Source organism: Vibrio maritimus (assembly GCF_021441885.1).
Classification (GTDB): domain Bacteria; phylum Pseudomonadota; class Gammaproteobacteria; order Enterobacterales; family Vibrionaceae; genus Vibrio; species Vibrio maritimus_B.
The window spans coordinates 1,094,994-1,114,767 of sequence record NZ_CP090439.1 but is presented as its reverse complement, the minus strand read 5'-3'; the positions used below and the strand labels follow the sequence as shown (position 1 = coordinate 1,114,767).

At 45.8% G+C, this 19,774-nt stretch carries 18 protein-coding genes; 5 read left to right on the top strand and 13 right to left on the bottom strand.

The features are described 5' to 3' along the window. Positions 1–154: 154 nt before the first annotated feature. The 4 genes from LY387_RS21440 to LY387_RS21425 all read right to left on the bottom strand — a co-directional run bounded on the left by LY387_RS21440 (position 155) and on the right by LY387_RS21425 (position 3,833). Positions 155–916 carry an ABC transporter ATP-binding protein gene (locus LY387_RS21440; RefSeq protein WP_234496245.1) on the bottom strand — a complete coding sequence of 254 codons (762 nt, stop codon included), beginning with the start codon at positions 914–916 and terminating at the stop codon, positions 155–157. Between the two features lie 11 nt (positions 917–927). Continuing rightward, positions 928–1,878, bottom strand: a complete 951-nt coding sequence (locus LY387_RS21435) for an iron chelate uptake ABC transporter family permease subunit (RefSeq protein ID WP_234496244.1) — start codon at positions 1,876–1,878, stop codon at positions 928–930. Further along, positions 1,871–2,830 (bottom strand): ABC transporter permease, encoded by a 960-nt coding sequence (locus LY387_RS21430; RefSeq protein ID WP_419153455.1) that lies wholly within the window; start codon positions 2,828–2,830, stop codon positions 1,871–1,873. The genes LY387_RS21435 and LY387_RS21430 overlap by 8 nt, the downstream gene beginning before the upstream one ends. Before the next feature lie 82 nt (positions 2,831–2,912). After that, complete coding sequence (locus tag LY387_RS21425; RefSeq protein WP_234496243.1) at positions 2,913–3,833, bottom strand: siderophore ABC transporter substrate-binding protein; 921 nt, start codon at positions 3,831–3,833, stop codon at positions 2,913–2,915. Between the two features lie 260 nt (positions 3,834–4,093). Between LY387_RS21425 and LY387_RS21420 the strand changes: the two genes are divergently transcribed. Next, entirely contained in the window at positions 4,094–4,828 is a 735-nt protein-coding gene (locus LY387_RS21420; protein WP_234496242.1) for a GntR family transcriptional regulator, read from the top strand. Between the two features lie 62 nt (positions 4,829–4,890). Here the strand turns inward: LY387_RS21420 and LY387_RS21415 are convergent, their stop codons facing one another. After that, positions 4,891–5,214, bottom strand: a complete 324-nt coding sequence (locus LY387_RS21415; RefSeq protein WP_234496241.1) for a 2Fe-2S iron-sulfur cluster-binding protein — start codon at positions 5,212–5,214, stop codon at positions 4,891–4,893. Between the two features lie 267 nt (positions 5,215–5,481). Between LY387_RS21415 and LY387_RS21410 the strand changes: the two genes are divergently transcribed. Together LY387_RS21410 and LY387_RS21405 are read left to right on the top strand one after the other, a co-directional pair. After that, positions 5,482–6,645, top strand: coding sequence for a GGDEF domain-containing protein (locus LY387_RS21410; RefSeq protein ID WP_234496240.1), 1,164 nt, complete (start codon positions 5,482–5,484; stop codon positions 6,643–6,645). A gap of 170 nt (positions 6,646–6,815) precedes the next feature. Continuing rightward, the gene (locus LY387_RS21405; protein WP_042469785.1) at positions 6,816–7,976 is read left to right on the top strand and encodes an MFS transporter; all 1,161 of its coding nucleotides are present in this window, start codon (positions 6,816–6,818) and stop codon (positions 7,974–7,976) included. 68 nt (positions 7,977–8,044) lie between these two features. On the opposite strand, the gene LY387_RS21400 is transcribed toward LY387_RS21405, so the two are convergent. The 6 genes from LY387_RS21400 to LY387_RS21375 form a co-directional block, all read right to left on the bottom strand. Continuing rightward, positions 8,045–8,509: a DUF302 domain-containing protein gene (locus LY387_RS21400; protein ID WP_234496239.1), complete on the bottom strand. Its 465-nt coding sequence runs from the start codon at positions 8,507–8,509 to the stop codon at positions 8,045–8,047. A 53-nt stretch (positions 8,510–8,562) separates the two neighbouring features. Continuing rightward, the gene (locus LY387_RS21395; protein WP_234496238.1) at positions 8,563–10,149 is read right to left on the bottom strand and encodes an ATP-binding cassette domain-containing protein; all 1,587 of its coding nucleotides are present in this window, start codon (positions 10,147–10,149) and stop codon (positions 8,563–8,565) included. A 305-nt stretch (positions 10,150–10,454) separates the two neighbouring features. Next, complete coding sequence (locus LY387_RS21390) at positions 10,455–11,591, bottom strand: DUF1501 domain-containing protein (RefSeq protein WP_234496237.1); 1,137 nt, start codon at positions 11,589–11,591, stop codon at positions 10,455–10,457. A gap of 5 nt (positions 11,592–11,596) precedes the next feature. Then, positions 11,597–12,973: a DUF1800 domain-containing protein gene (locus LY387_RS21385; protein WP_234496236.1), complete on the bottom strand. Its 1,377-nt coding sequence runs from the start codon at positions 12,971–12,973 to the stop codon at positions 11,597–11,599. 147 nt (positions 12,974–13,120) lie between these two features. Continuing rightward, positions 13,121–13,471, bottom strand: a complete 351-nt coding sequence (locus LY387_RS21380) for a hypothetical protein (protein WP_128648927.1) — start codon at positions 13,469–13,471, stop codon at positions 13,121–13,123. A gap of 25 nt (positions 13,472–13,496) precedes the next feature. Beyond that, positions 13,497–14,702 (bottom strand): peptidoglycan DD-metalloendopeptidase family protein, encoded by a 1,206-nt coding sequence (locus tag LY387_RS21375; protein WP_234497807.1) that lies wholly within the window; start codon positions 14,700–14,702, stop codon positions 13,497–13,499. Between the two features lie 566 nt (positions 14,703–15,268). On the opposite strand from LY387_RS21375, the gene LY387_RS21370 reads away from it, so the two are divergent. Beyond that, entirely contained in the window at positions 15,269–16,870 is a 1,602-nt protein-coding gene (locus LY387_RS21370) for a BCCT family transporter (RefSeq protein ID WP_234496235.1), read from the top strand. Positions 16,871–16,997: 127 nt separating this feature from the next. Here LY387_RS21370 and LY387_RS21365 read toward each other — a convergent pair whose 3' ends face one another. Then, positions 16,998–17,297: an isoamylase early set domain-containing protein gene (locus LY387_RS21365; protein WP_128648926.1), complete on the bottom strand. Its 300-nt coding sequence runs from the start codon at positions 17,295–17,297 to the stop codon at positions 16,998–17,000. Between the two features lie 138 nt (positions 17,298–17,435). Continuing rightward, positions 17,436–18,062, bottom strand: coding sequence for a hypothetical protein (locus LY387_RS21360; protein ID WP_234496234.1), 627 nt, complete (start codon positions 18,060–18,062; stop codon positions 17,436–17,438). Positions 18,063–18,360: 298 nt separating this feature from the next. Here LY387_RS21360 and LY387_RS21355 point away from each other — a divergent pair, with 298 nt between their 5' ends. After that, a complete protein-coding gene (locus LY387_RS21355; protein WP_234496233.1) occupies positions 18,361–19,731 on the top strand; it encodes a YjiH family protein in 1,371 nt (456 codons plus the stop codon). Positions 19,732–19,774 lie beyond the last annotated feature (43 nt).

Here is a 19,774-nt window from a genome sequence, read left to right as displayed (position 1 = left end):
TCCTCATTAATCTTTAACATGGGCCGCATTATGGAGTAAGAACTCACTCGCCCATTAACAACATAAATACAGAAAACATCAAAATAAGGACATTAATAGGCCAGATAAAAAAAGGAGCCACGTTGGCTCCTTCAAAAGACACTGAAAAAGGGAGTTAGCTATTGAAATAGAGACACACACGGCGCCCATCCACTTCGCGAATATCGAATGGGATCTCGTAGATAGCTTCCATTGTCTCTTGCTGAACAACTTCCTCGACACTACCTGATTTAATGACCTTACCCTTCTTCATCGCCACGATGTTGTCCGAGTAGCATGAGGCAAAATTAATGTCATGGATCACAATCACCACCGCTTTGTTGAAATCATGCGCCAAACGACGGAGCGTGTGCATGATTTCCACGGAGTGTTTGATATCGAGATTGTTTAATGGCTCATCAAGAAACACGTAATCGGTATCCTGAGCGACGACCATCGCAATGAACGCCATTTGTCGCTGACCACCACTCAGTTGATCAAGGTATTTGTGTTGAATCTCTTCGATTCCTAAATGACCGAGTGCTTGGTCAATGATCTCGTTATCTTCCGCCGTCAAACGTCCACCAGAGTGAGGGAAACGACCAAAAGAGACCAGCTCGCGAATAGTAAATCGCATATTGATGTTGTTCGATTGGCGAAGGACAGCCAGATGCTTAGCAAGCTCCTTGGTATCCCACTGTGCAAGCAGCTTATCACCGATAACAACTTCACCAGCGTCACTCTCAGTCAAGCGGCTCGCCATCGACAGCAGCGTACTTTTACCCGCACCATTGGGACCAATGATCGACGTGACCTCTCCCTTCGGAAACAGCGCATCGGCATCTTGAACCACAAAGGTTTTGCCGTATTTTTTACTTAGACCTGTTAACTTAATCACTGTTATACCTCTTAATTAATTCTGTTTCTTAGTAATAAGAACAGGAAGTAGGACCCACCAACGAGATTGATAATGACGCTGATCGTCGTTTCAAATGCCAGTACTTTTTCGACAAACCACTGACCCGTTACCAGTAAAAATACCGCTAATAAACTGCTCGCTATGATTAGGAATCGATGCTGATAATGACTAAACATCTCACGGGTTAAGCTCACTGTAATGAGTCCAAAGAACAAAACGGGGCCAACCAACGCAGTCGAGATGGCGATCATAATGGTGATCAGAATCATCACCCGTTGGGTAAGCTGCTGAGTATTCACACCCAAACTGGTCGCGTTATCCGTGCCTAACCAGAGCACGTCAAGCTTAGGGGCGTAATAGAACAAAATAGCTAAGCAGAGCGATAGCGGGATAAGGCTCCAATACACCAGCTTGGCATTCACATTGTTGAAGCTCGCGAACATGGAGTTTTGAATACTGGCAAACTCATTCGGATCCACCAGCATGGTCAAGAACCCTGTTACGCTGCTAAAGAGGCTTCCGCAAACAATACCAATCAGCAGCAAAGTAAACACATTGCTGTCTTTGCGTTTAAAGTAGAAATGAAACAGCAGCAGTGAGAAGCCAATCATCACACAAGTCGAAAGCAAAAAGTTACTCATTGCGTGTATGACCCAAAAACTGGTGCTGCCAAGAATAACCACCATGAGAACTTGCACCATCAGGTACAAGCTATCAAAGCCCAATATAGAAGGCGTCAAAATACGGTTGTTAGTGATGGTTTGAAATACCAAAGAAGAAGCCGAGATTGCTACTGCGGCTAGGACAATCGCCAACACTTTGGGAATACGGCGCGATAGGAAAAACTGATAATTATCCGCCGTCAGTCCTTGACCAATAAACCATGCAATAATGGCCACACACCCAGCGACGAGCAAAGAGACTTTTAACGAATCACGCATTGCGCTTCTCCCTTAACACCAGATAAATAAACACCGCACCACCGAAAATACTGATGATCATCGAGATAGGCATTTCGTAAGGGAAAATAATGAGACGACCTAAGATGTCGCAAGCAAGCACCAAGATAACGCCCCAGTAGGCTGTCCAAGGCAATATCCGCTTCATGTTGTCGCCCATAAATAGCGACACAATATTAGGGACGATAAGACCAAGGAATGGGATAACGCCGACGATCATCACCACAGTAGATGAGCTTACTGCCACCAAGATAACGCCAATGAACACGATCTTTTGGTAATCCAGACCGATATTCTTTGCGAAGCTCTCTCCTACACTTGCAGCACTGAATTGGCGCGCATAGAAATACGCCAAAAGACAAGCGGGAACCGCGAGATAAAGGATCTCGTAATTGCCCTGCAACACGCTGGCGAAATTCGCTACCGTCCACGAGGACATGGTCTGAACTAAGTCATACTTGTAAGCAATAAATGTGGTCAACGCGGAAACTACGTTGCCATACATAATGCCGATGAGCGGTACTAACACGGCGTTCTTGAATTGCAGTCTTTGTAAAAAGCGTACAAAAATCAGTGTACCCGCTACGGCAAAGAAGAAGATGGCTCCTAGATGCAACCACTGGCTTGCACCGCCAAGGAAAATAAGCCCAACCACATAGCCTAGTAGTGCGCAGTCGATAGTGCCCGTGGTCGATGGAGACGCAAATCGGTTTTGCACGATCTGCTGCATAATCAGACCGGCAACACTTAAACCGGCACCTGCGAGGATAATGGCAAGCAGTCTAGGGACACGGCTGACGACATAGATGGAATAGGCATGCTCATCACCACGAAATAGATCCATGAGTGAAACGGAAGCCGCGCCAAGAACAAGAGAGCAGACTGCCAATCCAATGAGCAGCGCACTTGCCAGAATGTATTTTTGAATGGTCATTACAACGATGGGCTTAATAGGAATCCTAAACGAGAAAAGTCTCCGCCGGATTACCAGCAGAGACTTTCGGCAATTTATCTGATTAGTTCAGTGCTTTATCGATATCGCTGATCATGGTTTGCGTAGCAGTCACACCGCCGCCTGAGATATACCAAGCGTTAGGGTCGATGTAGACAACCTTGTTGTTTTTCGCAGCAGGCGTAGAGTTAACTAATGGATTGTTGAACAACTCTTGTGCCTTACCAACACTTCGACCGATGGCTTGTTCGCGATCCAGAATAAAAATGACTTCCGGCTGAGCATCTGCAACATACTCAAATGAAATGAGGTTTCCGTGAGCGCCTTCGATTGGAGCCACATTCTGACTGCTCGATTCAGCAAAACCAAAGTCATCAAAAACGATAGAAAAACGGCTGCCCTTATTGAACATGGCAACATTGCTACCGTTATTCATCAACATCAAGGCGTTCAACTTCTCTTTCGCAACTTTTGATGAAGCCTCGTCAAGTTGCTGCTGAGTTTCAGCGATTAGCGCTTCCACTTCATCTTGCTTATCGAACAACTTGCCTAACATACGCCAGTTCTTTTGTGCATCTTGCCAATATTGACCGTTGTCGACATAGAACATCACCGTTGGTGCGATCTGGTTTAGGTCATCGTAAACACGAAGCATGCGGTTTTCAGCGATAATGACATCTGGCTTCAACGTAAAGATGGCTTCGAAGTCAGGTTCACCAACAGAGCCTGTATTACCCGTCGTTTGTTTATAACCAGCCAAATACTCTGGGAGAAGTGAATGAGGAGCACCTACGGGTTTCACGCCAATACGGTCCAGCACATCTAAGCTACCATTGCCTAGTACAACGACACGCTTTGGCGTGCTGTCGAATTCACTCGTTCCTTTAAAGTGCTGAATAGTCACAGCGCCTGCTTGAGCGACCATAGCTAAGCTTGCGACTGCTGTTAACGCCAAACGCTTGACGAGACCAAAGGACTGACTCATTCCGATTTCCTTATATATTTTATGGTTATATTAGACAAGCTCATTATCACCCACAGTTAAATGGGAATCAATATCGTTTTCATAGTCAGTTGCAATTTTATTGTCATAGCGCAAGAAAGAGCTCTTTCACACTGCTTCCTTGTTTTGGCTTGTACTTAAGCAGCGAATCACAGTACAAATTGCAAACAATTATCAACAAAAGCACGCTATTGTTTTTACTCATCTCGGTTTTGTCATACTATGACCAAAATCATTTACTTATGAGCAAACTCCGAAGCATGGCGACCACCAAAGCGAAATACTCTGATATCTATCAAGCGATCAAGCAGCGCATTCTGTCTGGGGAATACAGCACCACTGAAAAGCTCCCTGGCGGCAGCGAGTTTGCCGAAGAGTTCGGTTGTAGTGAACTGACCATCAAAAAAGCACTGGATATCTTGGTAACGGAAGGCTTGGTCGTGCGCAAACGTGGCTCTGGCTCTTTTGTAAAAAGACCATTAGGTAATGCTGGCTATGCTCATCTGCATGGGACCAAAGCTAATGTTATTGCTAACGGTCAATCCGTAGAAACTAAAGTGCTCGAGTTTCAGGTCGTACCCGCCGACGAACATGTTGCCAAGCGTCTTAACTGCGATGTGGAAGATATGCTCTATAACACCACCAGACTGCGCATCATTGACGGTATCGCGTCCTCACTGGAAGAAACCTATATGCCAATCAGTATCATCTTAGGTTTAAAAAGAGAGCATGCCGAGGACTCCATCTACAGCTTTATTACCGATAAACTTGGTCTAAAAATACACAGTTCGACAATGGAAATTTCTGTCGTTAAAGCGAGTGCCTTTTACGCCGAGCAGTTTGGGATCGCTGAAGGAGAGCCACTGGTCAATGTAGAACAGGTAGTGTACCTTGATGATGGTGAGATTTTTGAGTACTCCAATGTGAAGCACCGTTGGGAGAATTATAAGTTCGCGACTAACTTCTTCAAGATTTAACGCCCTCTTTTTATCCTAGCTTGGTGATCGAGAGTCTCGCCGCTAAGTCGCGGCGAACTTTGCTAACACTGGCAAACCTGAGTCTTTCCCGATTTTACATTTTGTTTAAAATCACGAATGGACTCCTTGCGGATCTGTTTAAGATCCTCTCTATCAACAACGACCTCAGTATTAGGTTTCGGCTTAGCGCTGCATGCGTAAGTCTGAGCTCCATCAACTTCAACCAAACATGCCTTGCAGCAGCCGTGCTTGCGCTTGTTCTTTAAACACGGTGCAGGAATACGAACGCCCACTCGGCTTGCCAGCTCCACTAGATTTTTTTCATCGGCTTGTATAACGGTGGATTGACCATCGATAGTGATTTGGGAAGGCTTGAATTTGAACATGTGTCTCGTCTAATTAAAAAGTGTCTCTTTATAAGACGAAGAAACATCAAAAAAGACGATGCTTTTTTTATTTTTTGGTTTTGCTTCAAACTACCTAGCCAAAGTAGGATTTTTCCTCACCTTTCTATAAAACTGTGCGCGTAAGCACATGATATACCGAAAGCCTTCACATCTTGCAGCAAATATAATATGCGCGTTCCAATATAAGTGATAACTTTATTAGCACAGTGCTATCAAAAGTGATGAAGCACAGGAAGCTAATGGCCCATGGACTCAATCCAACTACGTGTATACAAAGAACGCTATCTTCGAACTGCGGCACTGTTTCGTCATGCGGTAAAAAACCATGCCATCATGGGCGCGCTTTTCGCTGTACTTCTGTTCTTAACTACAGACCTAAACAGTGAACTTTTCGCTTGGTATGCTTGTATGTGTTGTGTCATTTGGCTTCGTCATCTCTCTATTCAATCTGCCATTAAAAAGCTTGATTCTCTGACCGCTACTAGCCGTCGTTTTGATCTTATTTTTGCAGCCTCACCAATATTGAACGGCTTTGTTTGGAGTATTGGGATATGGCTTGCTTTCTCTCAAAATAACTTTCAAGTCACCATAGCGTCACTGCTTGTTGCTGCGTCTGTTGCGTTTCATGGGTACTCTTACCTCTCTTACAGCAAGACGAGTTACATCGGCTATTTTATTGCTGTGTTTAGCTTACCGACGGTCTATGCGTTTAGTGAGGGCTGGTATCTTATTGGGATGGTTTTTATATTTGGCATGTTTCACTTTGTGTTTTTCAACACTCATCAGTCAGACATCGCGACCTCGAGGCTATATGAACACTTCGAGCACACCCAACTTATCGCTAAGCTTACACAGGCAGAAAAGCAGCTAACCCGACACGCAAAGTTCGACAATCTAACTGGTCTTTATCGAAGGCGCGAATACGAAAAGCGCTTTGTCGGTCTTAAGTACACGGCACTTATTCGTCAGCAGTCCATCGGTGTTGCTCTATTTGATGTTGACCATTTCAAGCAGTTCAATGACACCTATGGTCACTTATTTGGTGATGAGGTTCTTGTCAAAGTAGCCAATCTCATCAAGATGCATGCCTCTAACACTGTCTTTGCAGGCCGCTTTGGTGGGGAGGAGTTCGTTCTGATTGGAATTTTCGACTCTAAAAAACAGTTTATCGAAGTATTAGAGCTGGTCCGCCAACAAACCGAAAGACTCGCTCTTTCCGAACACAATACATCGGTCACCATCAGTGCAGGTGCTTGCTTCCAACCTGCCACAGAGTCAATCGAGCTTCGTGATTATATTCTCGAATCGGACTCAGCGCTCTACCAAGCGAAAGCCTCAGGTAGAAACAAAGTTGTACAGTCAGATGAACTTAATCAACAGAAACAATATAGCTCAATTTCAGTCAGTTAATCCTCTTACTCTCTGCAGCTCGTCCATAGAATATCGATAAATTTCTTTTATCGTGAAGATCATTTTTTTTCGTTTTACTCCCCCCTCTTAAAGCCTCATAGTCGCGCCGAAAACTTCATCAAATCTTTCTTTTTCTTGATTTCCCACGACTAAATTTGGAGGCTCCGCTAGTGGAAAACACAACTGATTTCGCAGTAAAAACTGGTTTCAAAGTTCCTGTTATTGCGCTATCACTTTATGCCGTGGCATCGGGCTATCTCATGAGTCTGATCCCTCTGATGTTGAATCAGTATGGCATAGACGCGAGCAACGCAAGTTGGTTGGCGAGTGTGTTTTATGCGGGTCTGCTAGTTGGTGCGGTCATCATTGAACCTGCGGTAAAACATGTCGGTCACCGCGTCGCATTTATTGCTTGTTTGGCGCTGTTTATCGCGACCATCATCACTCTACCTCTAGTCCCAGTGGCAGGAGTATGGTTAGTTGCTCGCTTTATTGCTGGTATTGCGGTTGCAGGTGTCTTTGTCATCGTCGAGTCCTGGCTATTAGTCGGTGATGAGTCGAGCCGCGCAAAACGTCTGGGGCTTTACATGGGCTCGCTGTATGGCGGTTCGGCGCTTGGGCAGCTTGGCATTGGTTTTATTGGTATCGAAGGCAGTGTACCGTTCGTCGTGATACTCTCAATGCTGAGCGCAGCGATTATGGTACTGATGTTTGTCCCAACTCAGCAGCCGCAAAGTGCGCATTCCGCAACCTTGTCGCTTAAGCAGGTTGCAAAGCTTAACCATGCAGCGATCATTGGCTGCATCGTTTCGGGTCTAACGCTGGGCTCAATCTACGGTTTGATGCCAGTCGAGCTGACGCACCGTGAGGTGTCACAAACGAACCTAAGCGCACTAATGGCACTGGTTATTCTTGGTGGTATGGCAGTGCAAACCATCGTTCCAGCATTGATTAAAGTAGCAGGACGTACGCCATTGATGGGCCTTTTCTGTCTACTCGGTGTTTTTGGTGTGGGACTGGTGATCTTAAGCGACGACTTAAGTGTGTTGGCAATCAGTCTATTCTTGATAGGCATGGCAACATTTGCGCTCTACCCAATCGCCATTAATCTTGGCTGCGATAAACTGGACGAGAGCTTCATTGTCTCCGCTACACAGGTGATGCTGTTTTGCTACAGTATTGGCTCTGTGGCAGGCCCTATGATTGCTGACTGGTTTATGAATGGCACGCAAGGTCTGATGGCATACTTACTAGCAACCATGATGGCAACTGCTATCTACATGTTTATCGCTAGCATCCGTACCAAGAAGCATTTGGTGGCAGGCGAATAAAAGAAAGGGAGCACCGCAAAGTGCTCCCTTTTCAGCGTTGCTTTCAGTGTGTATTTTCTAGAGGTACGTTACTGCGTTGCACCTTTGGCAAAATTGGCGAGTGCTCCCTCGACTTTACTAAGCACTTTGTCACACCCTTCTATGTGATGTCGCGCAGCAAGATAGCTTGGGCTGTTATAAACAAGCCACACCTCTCCTCGATCGTCTTCCATGATCAGCGCCTTTTGCGGAAGGTCGATAGCGACACTTTGGCTACAAGCCATCAATGGCGATCCTACCTTAGGATTACCAAAGATGATGAGCTCAGTAGGTCTTAACTCTACTCCCACTTTTTTCGCCGAATCTGAATGCTTAACACGGGTAAAAATGGTCATGCCTTTGCTTTCCAGCAGACCTGCCAATTTATCCGCTGTCATCGACACGTCGTGAGTACTTTTAACTCGGACTAGCCCATCGTCAGTAGCCGAGGTTGACGCTAATACGCTACTGCTGATTACAATAGCGAGTCCAAACCATAACCTTATTAACTTCATCACTTCTCCTATCCGCGATCGTCACAAGATGAAATGAGTATAGTGCTCGCTCGCTAACCTAGCTCTATTGTTTTGTGAATCGTCAAATGCCTAATAAACCCAACATCATGACTGACAACTATGACAGCCCCTGTATAGCCATTGATGGCTTTAACAAGTTGCTGCTTAGCTTCCAAATCAAGGTGGTTATCTGGCTCATCCAACAACAAGATTGAGGCTTGGGTTTGATGAGAGGCAATGAGCATTGCGAGCTTCATTTTTTCTCCGCCACTAAGATCCAATACCTTTTGGTGCACCGAATCACGCCGAAAACCTATACCAGCAAGCAGCGTTCGTGCCTGTGGGATATTTAAGGATGCACAATGCGTGCATACTGCATCCAACATGGAGACATTAGAATCCAAAAAAGAGAAGTACTGGTCGAGATAAAAACACACTCCATTAACAGCCAAATTGTCATCGACGCTTGAGTGATGCTCTGTTTTCAAAAGTAGCCTCAGCAAGGTGGACTTTCCAGAGCCGTTAGCGCCTTTGAGCCAAACATGCTCACCAGAAAATATCTGAGCAGTAATAGGCTCTGACTCTATTCGCTCATGATAAAAGCCTTCAAAGTGGACCTTAACTCTCCCTGTCGACTGAACCTCACTGGTATACCATTTTTGTGGCTTGAGTTGCTCAAGTTGCGATTTTACATCCTGTATTTTTTGGTCGAGGTCAGCCATTTGTCGCTCGTTCTGCGCTTTTACCGCCGAATTGGCGAGTTGTGCGCCTTGTTTCTTGCCATCCATCAATATCTTCGGCTGGCTACCAGACGCCCGCAGCTTCTCGCCCCGACTCGCTAGCCTTTGCATCGTAAGGTCTCGACGGCGCGCTTTCTCTACTTTGACTTTGCGGGCTTTCTCTAACATTTTTGCCATCTTGTTGATCGCCGCAAGCTTTTGCTCTTTTTGGGTTATATATCCCTGATAACCGCCACCGAAACAGGTAATTCCCAAGCTATCAAGCTCGAAAATACGGTCGGTTTGCTCGAGGAAGGATATATTATGGCTGATCACTAGGATAGGTACCTGTCGCTGCCTTAGCGTTTCCACTAACCAACTTATGTGCTCGGTATCCAAGTGATTGGTTGGCTCATCGAGGATCCATCCATCGTGCTCTTGGTTAAGCAAACGATAAAGCCTGATGATTGCCCGTTGTCCTCCACTTAAATGGAGCAGTTTGGTACTTAGGTCAGTCGGCAACCGCAGTGACTCGAATAGCTCCGTCAAAGTTTGCTCAAGCTGCCAATCTGAATCGGCAATAAGATCAAACCACTGATTGTCGGTTGAACCTCGTGAAATCTGCTTGAGAGCTTCAAGCTTGTCCTCAACACCCAGGTAAGCGGCGATAGAGTAATCCAGTTCATCTTGTGACTCTTCTTGACGGTAAACACCAATTGACTTGGTGTTACTCCCCCACTCAACGCTTCCACTGCTGGGTTGAGAGTGTTTCGCAAGTATTGACGCTAAGTGGCTTTTGCCGCAGCCATTTTTCCCAACCAAGGCATTCACGCCAACAGGGATGATAAAAGAGAGGTCGTGAAACAGATCGTGACCGTCAGAAAATTGTTTTGATAATGAAATAGCATGAATTGTAGTCATACATCCTCCTTGGCAGAGCATGAGACGCATGGCATCACATACGACAATGTCGCGATAAATAGCAATGTCCTGATAGGTAGACAGGAATATAGAACGAGCCAACGCCCACTAACTCTGCGATTTCAAAAGTTACTTGTATAAAACGTTCGAAATTGAGTTAGTTGTTCATGTAGGCGTGCGCTCCTAGGGAAGTGTTGCTTGGAATTATACATGAATTTGCCCAAGTAACACGCTTATCGACAAGCAGTGTTACTGGGCTCGCAAAGTTATGTGGTACAGAGGAGCCAGCAATTCAGATTAACGCATTATCCAAGCAACTTACCTAAGTCCGCTGGTTGAGGTGCATCAGGGAACACTTGCTGTAGGGTTTGTTCATCAGCCCCCATATGTTGGCTAAGCACCGTTTTGAGCACTGAGCGCATATCGGTCGTCGGTTGCAAGTCACGACCTTCATATCGTTCACTTTCAGCAAGTCCAGGCCAGTCAGTAATGACATCTGAACCCTCAAGTGCCCCGCCCATAATAAACATGGCATTGCCTGTACCATGATCAGTCCCTTTGGTGCCGTTTTCTGCTACAGTTCGACCAAATTCACTGGCTGCGATAACCACAGTCGATTGCCATTTGTCGCCCAAGGCTTGTTTGAGTACATCAAGCCCTTTGTCTAACTTAGTCAACTGAGAAGCAAGGCGACCATTTGTCGTTCCTTGTCCTGAATGGGTGTCCCAACCGCCCAGCTCTAGTACCGCAATATTGGGTCCCTGTGGTGAGCTGATAAACTTACCCGCTTGACGCATCAAATTGTTAAACTGCTTATTCTGACTGCCTCCGCTGGTCATCGATTCAAGCTTCATGCTCTCTTCGAAGTTTGCTGATAGGGTTTCGTCATTTTGGAATAGCTCAGCCAGCAATAGGCTTTGTTCCTCCTCTGCTTTGAGTTTATGAGGGAACCAACTGCTGACTTTTACATCTCCTTGAACTATCAGAGGCATGCCAGAATCTATTGCTATCGCTTGCTGTGAGTGCTGCGTTGCTAAGAATCGGTTCATCCAACCAATTGGACCAAATGGGTCGGTGGTGCCGTTCTCAAGCACCTTTTGCCCATCAAAGTGAGAGCGCTCTCGATAACCCGTTGCACAAGCGTGCACAAAGCCAGCTTGCTCTTGTTGATACCATTGATACACATTCTTGAGCGCTGGATGCAATCCAAAGCCATCACTTAATGGCTGAAGCTGATCCTTCTTTATTGCGATACTAGGTCTGAGGTTGTAGTAATCCTCATCGAAACTTGGCACCACCACGTTCAATCCATCCATTGCCCCGCGCAGTGTTATCCACACCAGCACATTCGGACTCTGGGTAGAAGCCAATGACAAGTTGGGCAACATGGTGACTAAAGATGCTGCCCCGATGCCTTTAATAAAATCGCGTCTCGTTGCCATAGTACTCACCTGTATTGGAACTGTGGGCTCATCCACAGCACCACCAATTTCGACGTGGGATCCTGCGCTTTATCCATGGCGGTAAGAACGTGCTCATCCACCTCACTACCGTAAAGACGCTGGGTCATTTGAATCAGTTTGTCATCGACATTTTGTTTGCTGCGCTCCATCTGTCTTACTACCAGCTTGGCGATTTGGTTCGCAACTTGCCAACGCTGAGTAAGTGCTGATGAGGAGTTGTAATCAGAGTCTTTATCGGACCACCCTGCAGGCGATCCCGGCATGAAAGGCGGCTGTCCAAGCTGACGTAGCATTTGCTGCATCTGGCGCGCATTGGGCTCAAAGTCAGCACTACGAAGTACCGCAAAATACCACTCTTGAGGCGTCCGAAATCTCAGCTGTTGACTGCTATTTTTGAGCGTGGAGTTAATTAAAGTGATGTAAACAGGAATCAGCATCCCTTCATTCTCTAGCCACACTTTAGTGAGATCATCCACTAGCGAAGGATGACCTGAGCCATAGAAGTGTTGAACCAACTTGCTGCATAAATGCTTCGCGGTGTTTTCATGATTGGCTAGATCACGAAGGCAAGATATCGCTTGCTCCTCCCCCTCTTCCTCATAGACCTTACCCAGTACGTTGATAGCGCCTGGCTCATGCATGGCATCAACAAATTGATACCCTGGTCGATCTGTTTTAAAACTCACTGTCCAGCCAGTTAAACCTTGGGCAAGTTCAATCACATCGTTTTGTGAGTAGCCGCCATCGACCCCCAAGGTGTGAAGTTCAAGAATCTCCCGCGCCAAGTTCTCGTTAAGGCCTTTATTGCGCTTTTGACCCACTTTTGAGTTGGGCCCAATAGAACGGTGATTATCGAGATACATCAGCATGGTTGGATGCTGACAAACCGCAAGCAGCATGGAAGGAAAATCGATACTCCACAGCTCGCGAACCACCTCATTTTCGATGCCGGCAGCTATCGGACGAACGCGTCTGTTGTCTGCTGAAATGGCGAAGTGGTTACTCCAAAACTGAATCAACCTTTCCTGGAAGCCAAGCGGTGTAGTTAAGGTTTGCAGATTTCTCGCATGTACAATGGTTTGAAAATTTTCTTGGAAGAAAGCATTGCTAGATTTGGTGAAAAGTTTTTTCTCTTCTGGCGTTGTCGCTTCTTTTCTGCGGCGGTTTAAATCACCAAGATGCGCCAACATTTCTGTGGTTGACGGTAACTCAGTAATGGCTTTGTGAATGTAGGGGGTCGCTTTTAGCTGATCATTGAGTGCGGGTTCCTGTTTGGCATCGCCAACTCTGGGACCAAAACCAAAACGCTGAGAAACGACGTACTGGGAAGTACTGGTCTGCGCGGTCTCTTTACTTTCCATGGCAACCTCGTTGAAGGGGGCATACAAAAAGCATTGCACATCCACACCAAATTGCCTAGAGCCTGACCATAAAATCACAAACGGCGCTCAAAAATGAACGCCGTTTGTCTTTCGAACTACCAGATTTAACGCTCTAACGCATGTCGATTAAGAACGTTTAGGCTGACGGTAAGTCTTACCTGCTGTTTTGTAAGTATCGCTCGGTTTGATTTCGAACATAACGTCAAAGAACCACGCGACAAACTTAATCACATCATCACCTTCGTTCATGATGTGTTCAGCGTACTCTTGCTCTTCACCGTTATCATCAACATCGTTAAACACGTGATAGATACGCTCTTCACCGTCAACCGTAGCCAAAGCAAATTGACCTGTTAGGCTTTCTGCTGCCTCTTTGATTTCTGGGTTTTCAGAGCTTTTCAGCTTGTTCAGCGCATCTGGAAGTGTTTTCAACTCACATAGCTGCATGACCAGCAGCTGAAATTCTAATTGTTGCATTCATTACACCTGGTTATTTGGCCATTTATAGGCTAGCCAATTTGGTCTCTTGTTTCTCAAGCATGGCATCGAGTTCATCACGACGCGCAATAAACTGCTTGAGCTCGTTTTTCGGGACAGAGTCTGCCATAGGAATGTTAGCTCGCATAGCATTTACTGGTCTTCCACGAGAAATCAACTCGTAATGAAGGTGTGGACCTGTCACGCGACCCGTTGCGCCGGACAAACCGATTCGAGTCCCACGAGTCACTTTCTGCCCTTTCTTCACCAAGATTTTACTCAGGTGAAGATAACGCGTCTTGTAGGGTCCACCGTGGTCGATAACGATGTACTTACCCGCGTACGGGTGGTTACGGACCATAGCAACAACGCCATCACCAGTGGTGTAGACATTAGTACCGGTACGAACGCCAAAGTCTGTGCCGTTATGCGGTGAAACTCGTCCCGTCACTGGGTGACGGCGATTTGGATTAAAGCCCGAAGTAATACGATGGTTCTTCACGGGATAGCGCATAAAGGCGCGCTGCAAGCTGTCCCCTTTCGCATCATAGTACTGACCGTTCGAATGTAGGTAAGCCGAGTACATAGCACCACGGTTAAAGATCTTGATCGCTTGGATCTCTGAATTACCCGTTGGCGTGCCTTCAACAAATTGGCTGTTCTTCACTACCTCAAAGCGATCGCCTGCTCGAAGATCGCGGGTAAAACTTAGCTTGTCTTTTAGCAGTGTGACTACCTGATCGATTTCGCGCGGGCTCAGTCCAAGCTTGTTAGCTGACGCAGAAAAACTACCGTTGATGCTGCCCACCATAGCGACACTCTCCCAGTCACCCGGGATAGAGATATCTTCGAACTCATAGCTTCCATCGTCTAGACGCGCATAAACCGCTTTTTCAGCGACATTACGACTAACTTCGAGTTTGCTTAGTGCACCTGTCGCTTCATCTTGCCAAAAGCGCAGACGATCACCGGGTCTAAGCGTATCAAGAACAAGGAAGTTCAAATCGGTTTCCATCACTGACATCATGTCACTGTATGGAAAGCCCAGCTGATCAAAGATCTGGCTTAGGCTATCACCAGATTTAACAAGATAAGCAAACTTAGGAGGGAGTTCGGCTTTCGCTGGTTCATCAGCGAGTACAGCTACCACGGGTGAGTCATTGAGATTGAGCTCAATGGTACCCTGCATATTTGAGTCAGGTAAGCTGTGAAGAAAGGCAAAGGCTGCCATAAAGGGCAGACCAAAAGCGATGCTTCTTTTGAGTTTTCGAGACGGATTCTTAGCCGTTGTTAATCCGTCTGCTGGTTGATTCGATTGCACAATGGTTCCGATGCATGTCCTAAACAGAGCCATTAGAGTAATGGTTTCCTAGTTCAAATGCACTCAAATGTCGGGAAAAGTAAGGTAAAACATGTGATGAGAGTGTAAAAAAGCGACGTTCGTCGTCAATTAAACGACCTAGATCTTGTTCTAAATTGGCGCTTTTTCCTTAAGTATTTGAATTCTCGTAAAACGATATATGTGGGAAAATTCGGCAATAACAGCGCCATATTATAATGCAGAACTAAGTGCATATGGATGCATTCTGTTTCAGCTTCGATCCATCATCTCGACCACAAAGGGCCCTTTTTATGTTAAAATCGCCGATTCAGGATTAGATGTAAAACGGATAATTTCATCATAACCCTTTGATTAAAATTACTTTAAACAAAGGATTTTCGAATTCTAATCAGTAATTCATTAAACATGGAGTTGGTCTTTATATTCGTGTGAACGAATATGTAAACCTCATAATTATGAGTTTTAAATCTCAAAAATACAGTATCGATTCAACTGACTATCAAGTCGGCCAAGACAACATCACTAAGTGGGGCATGGATGTCCACAACACAGTCTTCACCGCTTCAGCGGGCTTATCCATCCTCTTTATCGTCACTCTTCTCGTACTTTCCCCAGCAGATGCCAAAGCTGCCATCGACGCGGTAAAAGCCGCTGCGCTATCGAAATTCGATTTCGTCTTTATGTGGGGCGCGAACATCCTTCTGATCTTCGCAGTACTTATCGCCCTATCGCCACTGGGCAAAATTCGTTTAGGCGGCGATAACGCCACGACAGATTATTCAACCTTATCCTGGATCTCAATGCTGTTTGCCGCGGGCATGGGTATTGGTCTGATCTTCTGGGGTGTCGCAGAGCCTACTGCGTTCTTTACCAACTGGTTCGGAACACCTCTCAATGCAGAACCTTTTACACCAGAAGGTCGTGAAGCGGCACTAGGTGCCACAGTATTCCACTGGGGACTGCACGCGTGGGCTATCTACGGAATGACAGCGCTATCGCTGGCTTACTTTGTTTATAACAAAGGCCTACCTCTTTCTATGCGCTCTGTATTCTACCCACTACTGGGTGACAGAGTTTGGGGAAGAATTGGTGACATTATCGACGTAATGGCGGTTCTCGTTATCTTGTTCGGTCTTGCGACATCACTTGGTCTCGGTGGCTCGCAAGCGGCAAGTGGTATCAGCCACGTATTTGGTCTAGAAAATAGCTTATTGCTGCAGATTGCTATCATTCTGACCATCATGGGCTTAGCTATTGTTTCTGTCGTTCGCGGCATGGACGGCGGCGTTAAAGTGCTCAGTAACCTGAACATGATCATTGCCTTTGTCTTCCTTGGTTTCATGGGTATTTTGAACTTCACTACAGTGCTCGACTCCGTCACTACGTCGGTTGTAGGCTACGTGAAAAACATCATCCCTCTAAGCCAGACGTCAGGTCGTGAAGATACCACCTGGCTGCATGGCTGGACGGTATTCTACTGGGCTTGGTGGGTAGCATACGCGCCATTCTTCGGCATGTTCGTAGCACGTATTTCAAAGGGTCGTACCATTCGTGAGTTCCTTGTCTGTGTTCTCGTCATTCCAACCATAGTGACAACCGCATGGATGTCATTCTTCGGTGGTATCGCTATCCAGCAGATCATCGACAAAGTCGGCTTGCTTGGCATGGAACAAGGCATCACGGATGTCTCGCTGAGCTTGTTCTACATGCTTGATGCCTACCCTATCGGTAATATTCTTTCGCTGATTGCGGTTGCGCTGATCATCGTGTTCTTTGTAACCACACTGGACTCTGGCTCTATCGTTGTCGATAGCATGACTGCAGGTGGTAAACTTGAGCTACCAATCAAACAGAAAGTCGTTTGGGCAGTAATTTCTGCCGTTATTGCAATGGTAATGCTATGGATTGGTGGTACCGACTCCATTCAAGCACTGCAATCCATTACGATTATTGCCGCGCTGCCGTTTACTATCATTCTGATAATGGGCTGTGTGAGCCTTCTTAAAGGCATGTTGACTGAGGTTGAACAACCGGAAGTTGCAAGCAAATCTCGATAACGACCGACAAGCGAGTCTACGTCGACTTGCTTCAAATCGTGAAGAATAAAAAAGCCGCTCACTATCAAAAGTGAGCGGCTTTTTTTAACTTGTGGTGTTGAGTCTTGTCTTAGTGACTTAAGTCAAATCAAACTTGTGCAGTCTTAACAATACAGTTATCAGCACCAAAACCATTTGGCACGTATTGGTCTGCTTGGGCATCGTTGACCCACTCGTTTTCGTTCACTAGATAACGGAATTGGAACTCCGCATCTTTTGGTAGTCGAGTTTTGTATTTGAATGATTTGGTCTTGGCGACCTTCTTCATTGGGGTTGGCTGCCAGTCTAAAAAGTCAGCCATTAAAACCGCACTCTCCACATTGGTCGCATCTAACTCAAAGGTGACTTCTACTTCATCTTTTGTTTTAAAAAAGCGCTTATTAATCATCGCAAGCTCCATTTGTCTAAAAATAACAACATCAAAAAACCCATGTTATGTAATTAATGTCACATTCTCAAGTGTGCATTTCGCAACCATTTATTTCTGAAAGCTATTGCCCAGATCACGCTCGGTGCAAAAAGATGACTAACAATCCACCCATTTAAACGCTTTGGCTACGCAAACTAACGTGTCATTTTCTTCGGGAACTTCACTCATTGACTGCGCCTGTCCGTGCTTCTTAAACGTGAGTGTCATGCGGTCATCGGCTCTTGTCAGCGCTGAAATCTCTATTCGGTCTCCAGCAAACTTGGCATCCGACAAGATTACGCGTTGGCGCGCGCTGTCCCACTTGAAAAGCCCAAGATAATAAAAAACGCCAGAACCTTGATTGCTAACGGCAAAAGGAATAACGACCGCAGATAACGCCTTGTCGTCATAAATAGACTGTTGATAGCGATAAAGAAGATAAACATTACCTCGCTCCATACCGTCATCATAACTTCCCGCCGCAACTTGTTTTTCAGCATCGATATCGGTAAGCAGTGTAAAAGCGCTCGTTTCGGGAACCTGAATAGTCCATGGATTCGGAATCTTTAGACCCAAGATGGCTTCAACAACGGGATCGGCTTGCACATTTTGCTGAGAGGGAAATTTAGCAAGGATCTCTTCATCAGACAGAGAAAATCGATAGATACCTGCGACAATAACCACGGCAAGTAAACACAGAGGGATCAAAAGTATAAGGGGAATGGGGAGCTTCTTCCTAGGCATTATTATTATTCTCAATAACTTATTCATTCACTACAGTTTAGCGTGTTCTCTAAACTGCTGAAAGCATCAATCCCCACTATAATGTAGCCATGTTCACACAAACACTCACCATACATTCTATTGCGTATTATTGGTTACGATAGAACCATATAGTGAATAATTACCCTTTAATGATGAATAGTATTGCCAGCATTCAAAAAAAGGAGTAATCTTGCGCCCAATGCACAAATATGGATGTTTAGTGAATAAATAGGCGCAGGACGTCGCCATTATTAACTAGTTGTAACACGAGAGAAAAATGCAAAATAGTGCTCAATCTATGCCGAAAAGCGGCAAAAAAGGCAACTTCTGGATGTTCTTCATCCCGTCTTTAATCGGTCTATTCCTGTTTATGGCGCCTATCAGCTACGATGGCGGCTTGACGATTCCTGTCGCAGTTCTTGCTAAAGCTTTGCAAGCCGCTGTTGGCGATTTCATTGTACCTTTGGTCACGGCAATCATTGCTGTCATGGCAGCGGCGTCTATTTTAACTCGCATTTTTAAGCCTGCTTTCATCACAGACAACGAATTTCTGAACGGTCTATTCAACCCAACACCAATGTGGCTGGCTGTGCGCGTAATTGGCGGCATCGCGGTGCTGATGACCTACTTCCAGGTTGGTCCTGAGGCTATCTGGGAAGAAAACACCGGTGGTCTTGTTTTAGAAGGTCTACTGCCTACCCTGTTCGCTGTATTTATCTTCGCAGGCCTTTTACTACCGCTACTACTGAACTTTGGTCTACTTGAGCTGTTTGGTGCTCTGCTAAGTAAGATCATGCGCCCAGTGTTTAACCTTCCAGGTCGTGGTGCTATTGACTGTATGGCTTCTTGGTTAGGTGATGGCAGTGTCGGTATTCTGCTAACCAGTAAGCAATACGAAAACAAGTTCTATACCATGCGTGAGGCGGCAGTAATTGGTACTACATTCTCAGCAGTATCTATCACGTTTAGCTTAGTGGTTATCGCTCAAGTTGAGCTCGAACACTTGTTCCTACCTTTCTATGGTGCGATTTGTTTGGCAGGTATCGTAGCGGCGATCATTATTCCTCGCTTACCACCACTACGTAACAAGAAAGACACCTTCATCGATGGGACTAAACCATCAGAAGATGCTGAAGTGACCCCTAAGGGCCATACAACGTTCTCTTGGGGTCTAGACCTCGCTCTGCAACGTGCTGGTACTGTGACGTCTGCTAAGTCAGTATTTGGCGAAGGCGTTAAAAACGCAGTTGATATGGTGTTCGGCGTACTGCCAGTAGTTATGGGCTTGGGTACTGTCGCTCTCGTTATCGCTGAATACACGTCAGTATTTGAAATCCTGGGTACACCGTTTATCCCTTACCTAGAGTTACTGGGTGTACCTGAAGCCGTTGCTGCTTCTAAAACCATGGTAGTGGGCTTTGCAGATATGTTTATCCCATCAATCCTAGCAGCTTCAATCGACAATGAGATGACTCGCTTTGTCATCGCAGCGATGTCGGTAACACAGCTTATCTATATGTCAGAAGTCGGTGCACTACTACTTGGTAGCCGTATTCCAGTAAACATCGTAGAACTGTTTGTTATCTTCATTCTACGTACACTGATCACGCTACCTGTGATTGCGGGTGTTGCGCACCTTATCTTCTAAACACCAATAGAATTTTTCTCTTTCAAAGGCTCACCTCACAGAG

What these genes read in the sequence shown, in the direction of transcription:
- LY387_RS21435 (WP_234496244.1), bottom strand. Translation starts at nt 1,878, where the DNA reads ATGCGTGATTCGTTAAAAGTCTCTTTGCTCGTCGCTGGGTGTGTGGCC.
- LY387_RS21430 (WP_419153455.1), bottom strand. Translation starts at nt 2,830, where the DNA reads ATGACCATTCAAAAATACATTCTGGCAAGTGCGCTGCTCATTGGATTG.
- LY387_RS21425 (WP_234496243.1), bottom strand. Translation starts at nt 3,833, where the DNA reads ATGAGTCAGTCCTTTGGTCTCGTCAAGCGTTTGGCGTTAACAGCAGTC.
- LY387_RS21420 (WP_234496242.1), top strand. Translation starts at nt 4,094, where the DNA reads ATGAGCAAACTCCGAAGCATGGCGACCACCAAAGCGAAATACTCTGAT.
- LY387_RS21415 (WP_234496241.1), bottom strand. Translation starts at nt 5,214, where the DNA reads ATGTTCAAATTCAAGCCTTCCCAAATCACTATCGATGGTCAATCCACC.
- LY387_RS21410 (WP_234496240.1), top strand. Translation starts at nt 5,482, where the DNA reads ATGGACTCAATCCAACTACGTGTATACAAAGAACGCTATCTTCGAACT.
- LY387_RS21400 (WP_234496239.1), bottom strand. Translation starts at nt 8,509, where the DNA reads ATGAAGTTAATAAGGTTATGGTTTGGACTCGCTATTGTAATCAGCAGT.
- LY387_RS21395 (WP_234496238.1), bottom strand. Translation starts at nt 10,149, where the DNA reads ATGACTACAATTCATGCTATTTCATTATCAAAACAATTTTCTGACGGT.
- LY387_RS21390 (WP_234496237.1), bottom strand. Translation starts at nt 11,591, where the DNA reads ATGGCAACGAGACGCGATTTTATTAAAGGCATCGGGGCAGCATCTTTA.
- LY387_RS21385 (WP_234496236.1), bottom strand. Translation starts at nt 12,973, where the DNA reads ATGGAAAGTAAAGAGACCGCGCAGACCAGTACTTCCCAGTACGTCGTT.
- LY387_RS21380 (WP_128648927.1), bottom strand. Translation starts at nt 13,471, where the DNA reads ATGCAACAATTAGAATTTCAGCTGCTGGTCATGCAGCTATGTGAGTTG.
- LY387_RS21375 (WP_234497807.1), bottom strand. Translation starts at nt 14,702, where the DNA reads ATGGCAGCCTTTGCCTTTCTTCACAGCTTACCTGACTCAAATATGCAG.
- LY387_RS21370 (WP_234496235.1), top strand. Translation starts at nt 15,269, where the DNA reads ATGAGTTTTAAATCTCAAAAATACAGTATCGATTCAACTGACTATCAA.
- LY387_RS21365 (WP_128648926.1), bottom strand. Translation starts at nt 17,297, where the DNA reads ATGATTAATAAGCGCTTTTTTAAAACAAAAGATGAAGTAGAAGTCACC.
- LY387_RS21360 (WP_234496234.1), bottom strand. Translation starts at nt 18,062, where the DNA reads ATGCCTAGGAAGAAGCTCCCCATTCCCCTTATACTTTTGATCCCTCTG.
- LY387_RS21355 (WP_234496233.1), top strand. Translation starts at nt 18,361, where the DNA reads ATGCAAAATAGTGCTCAATCTATGCCGAAAAGCGGCAAAAAAGGCAAC.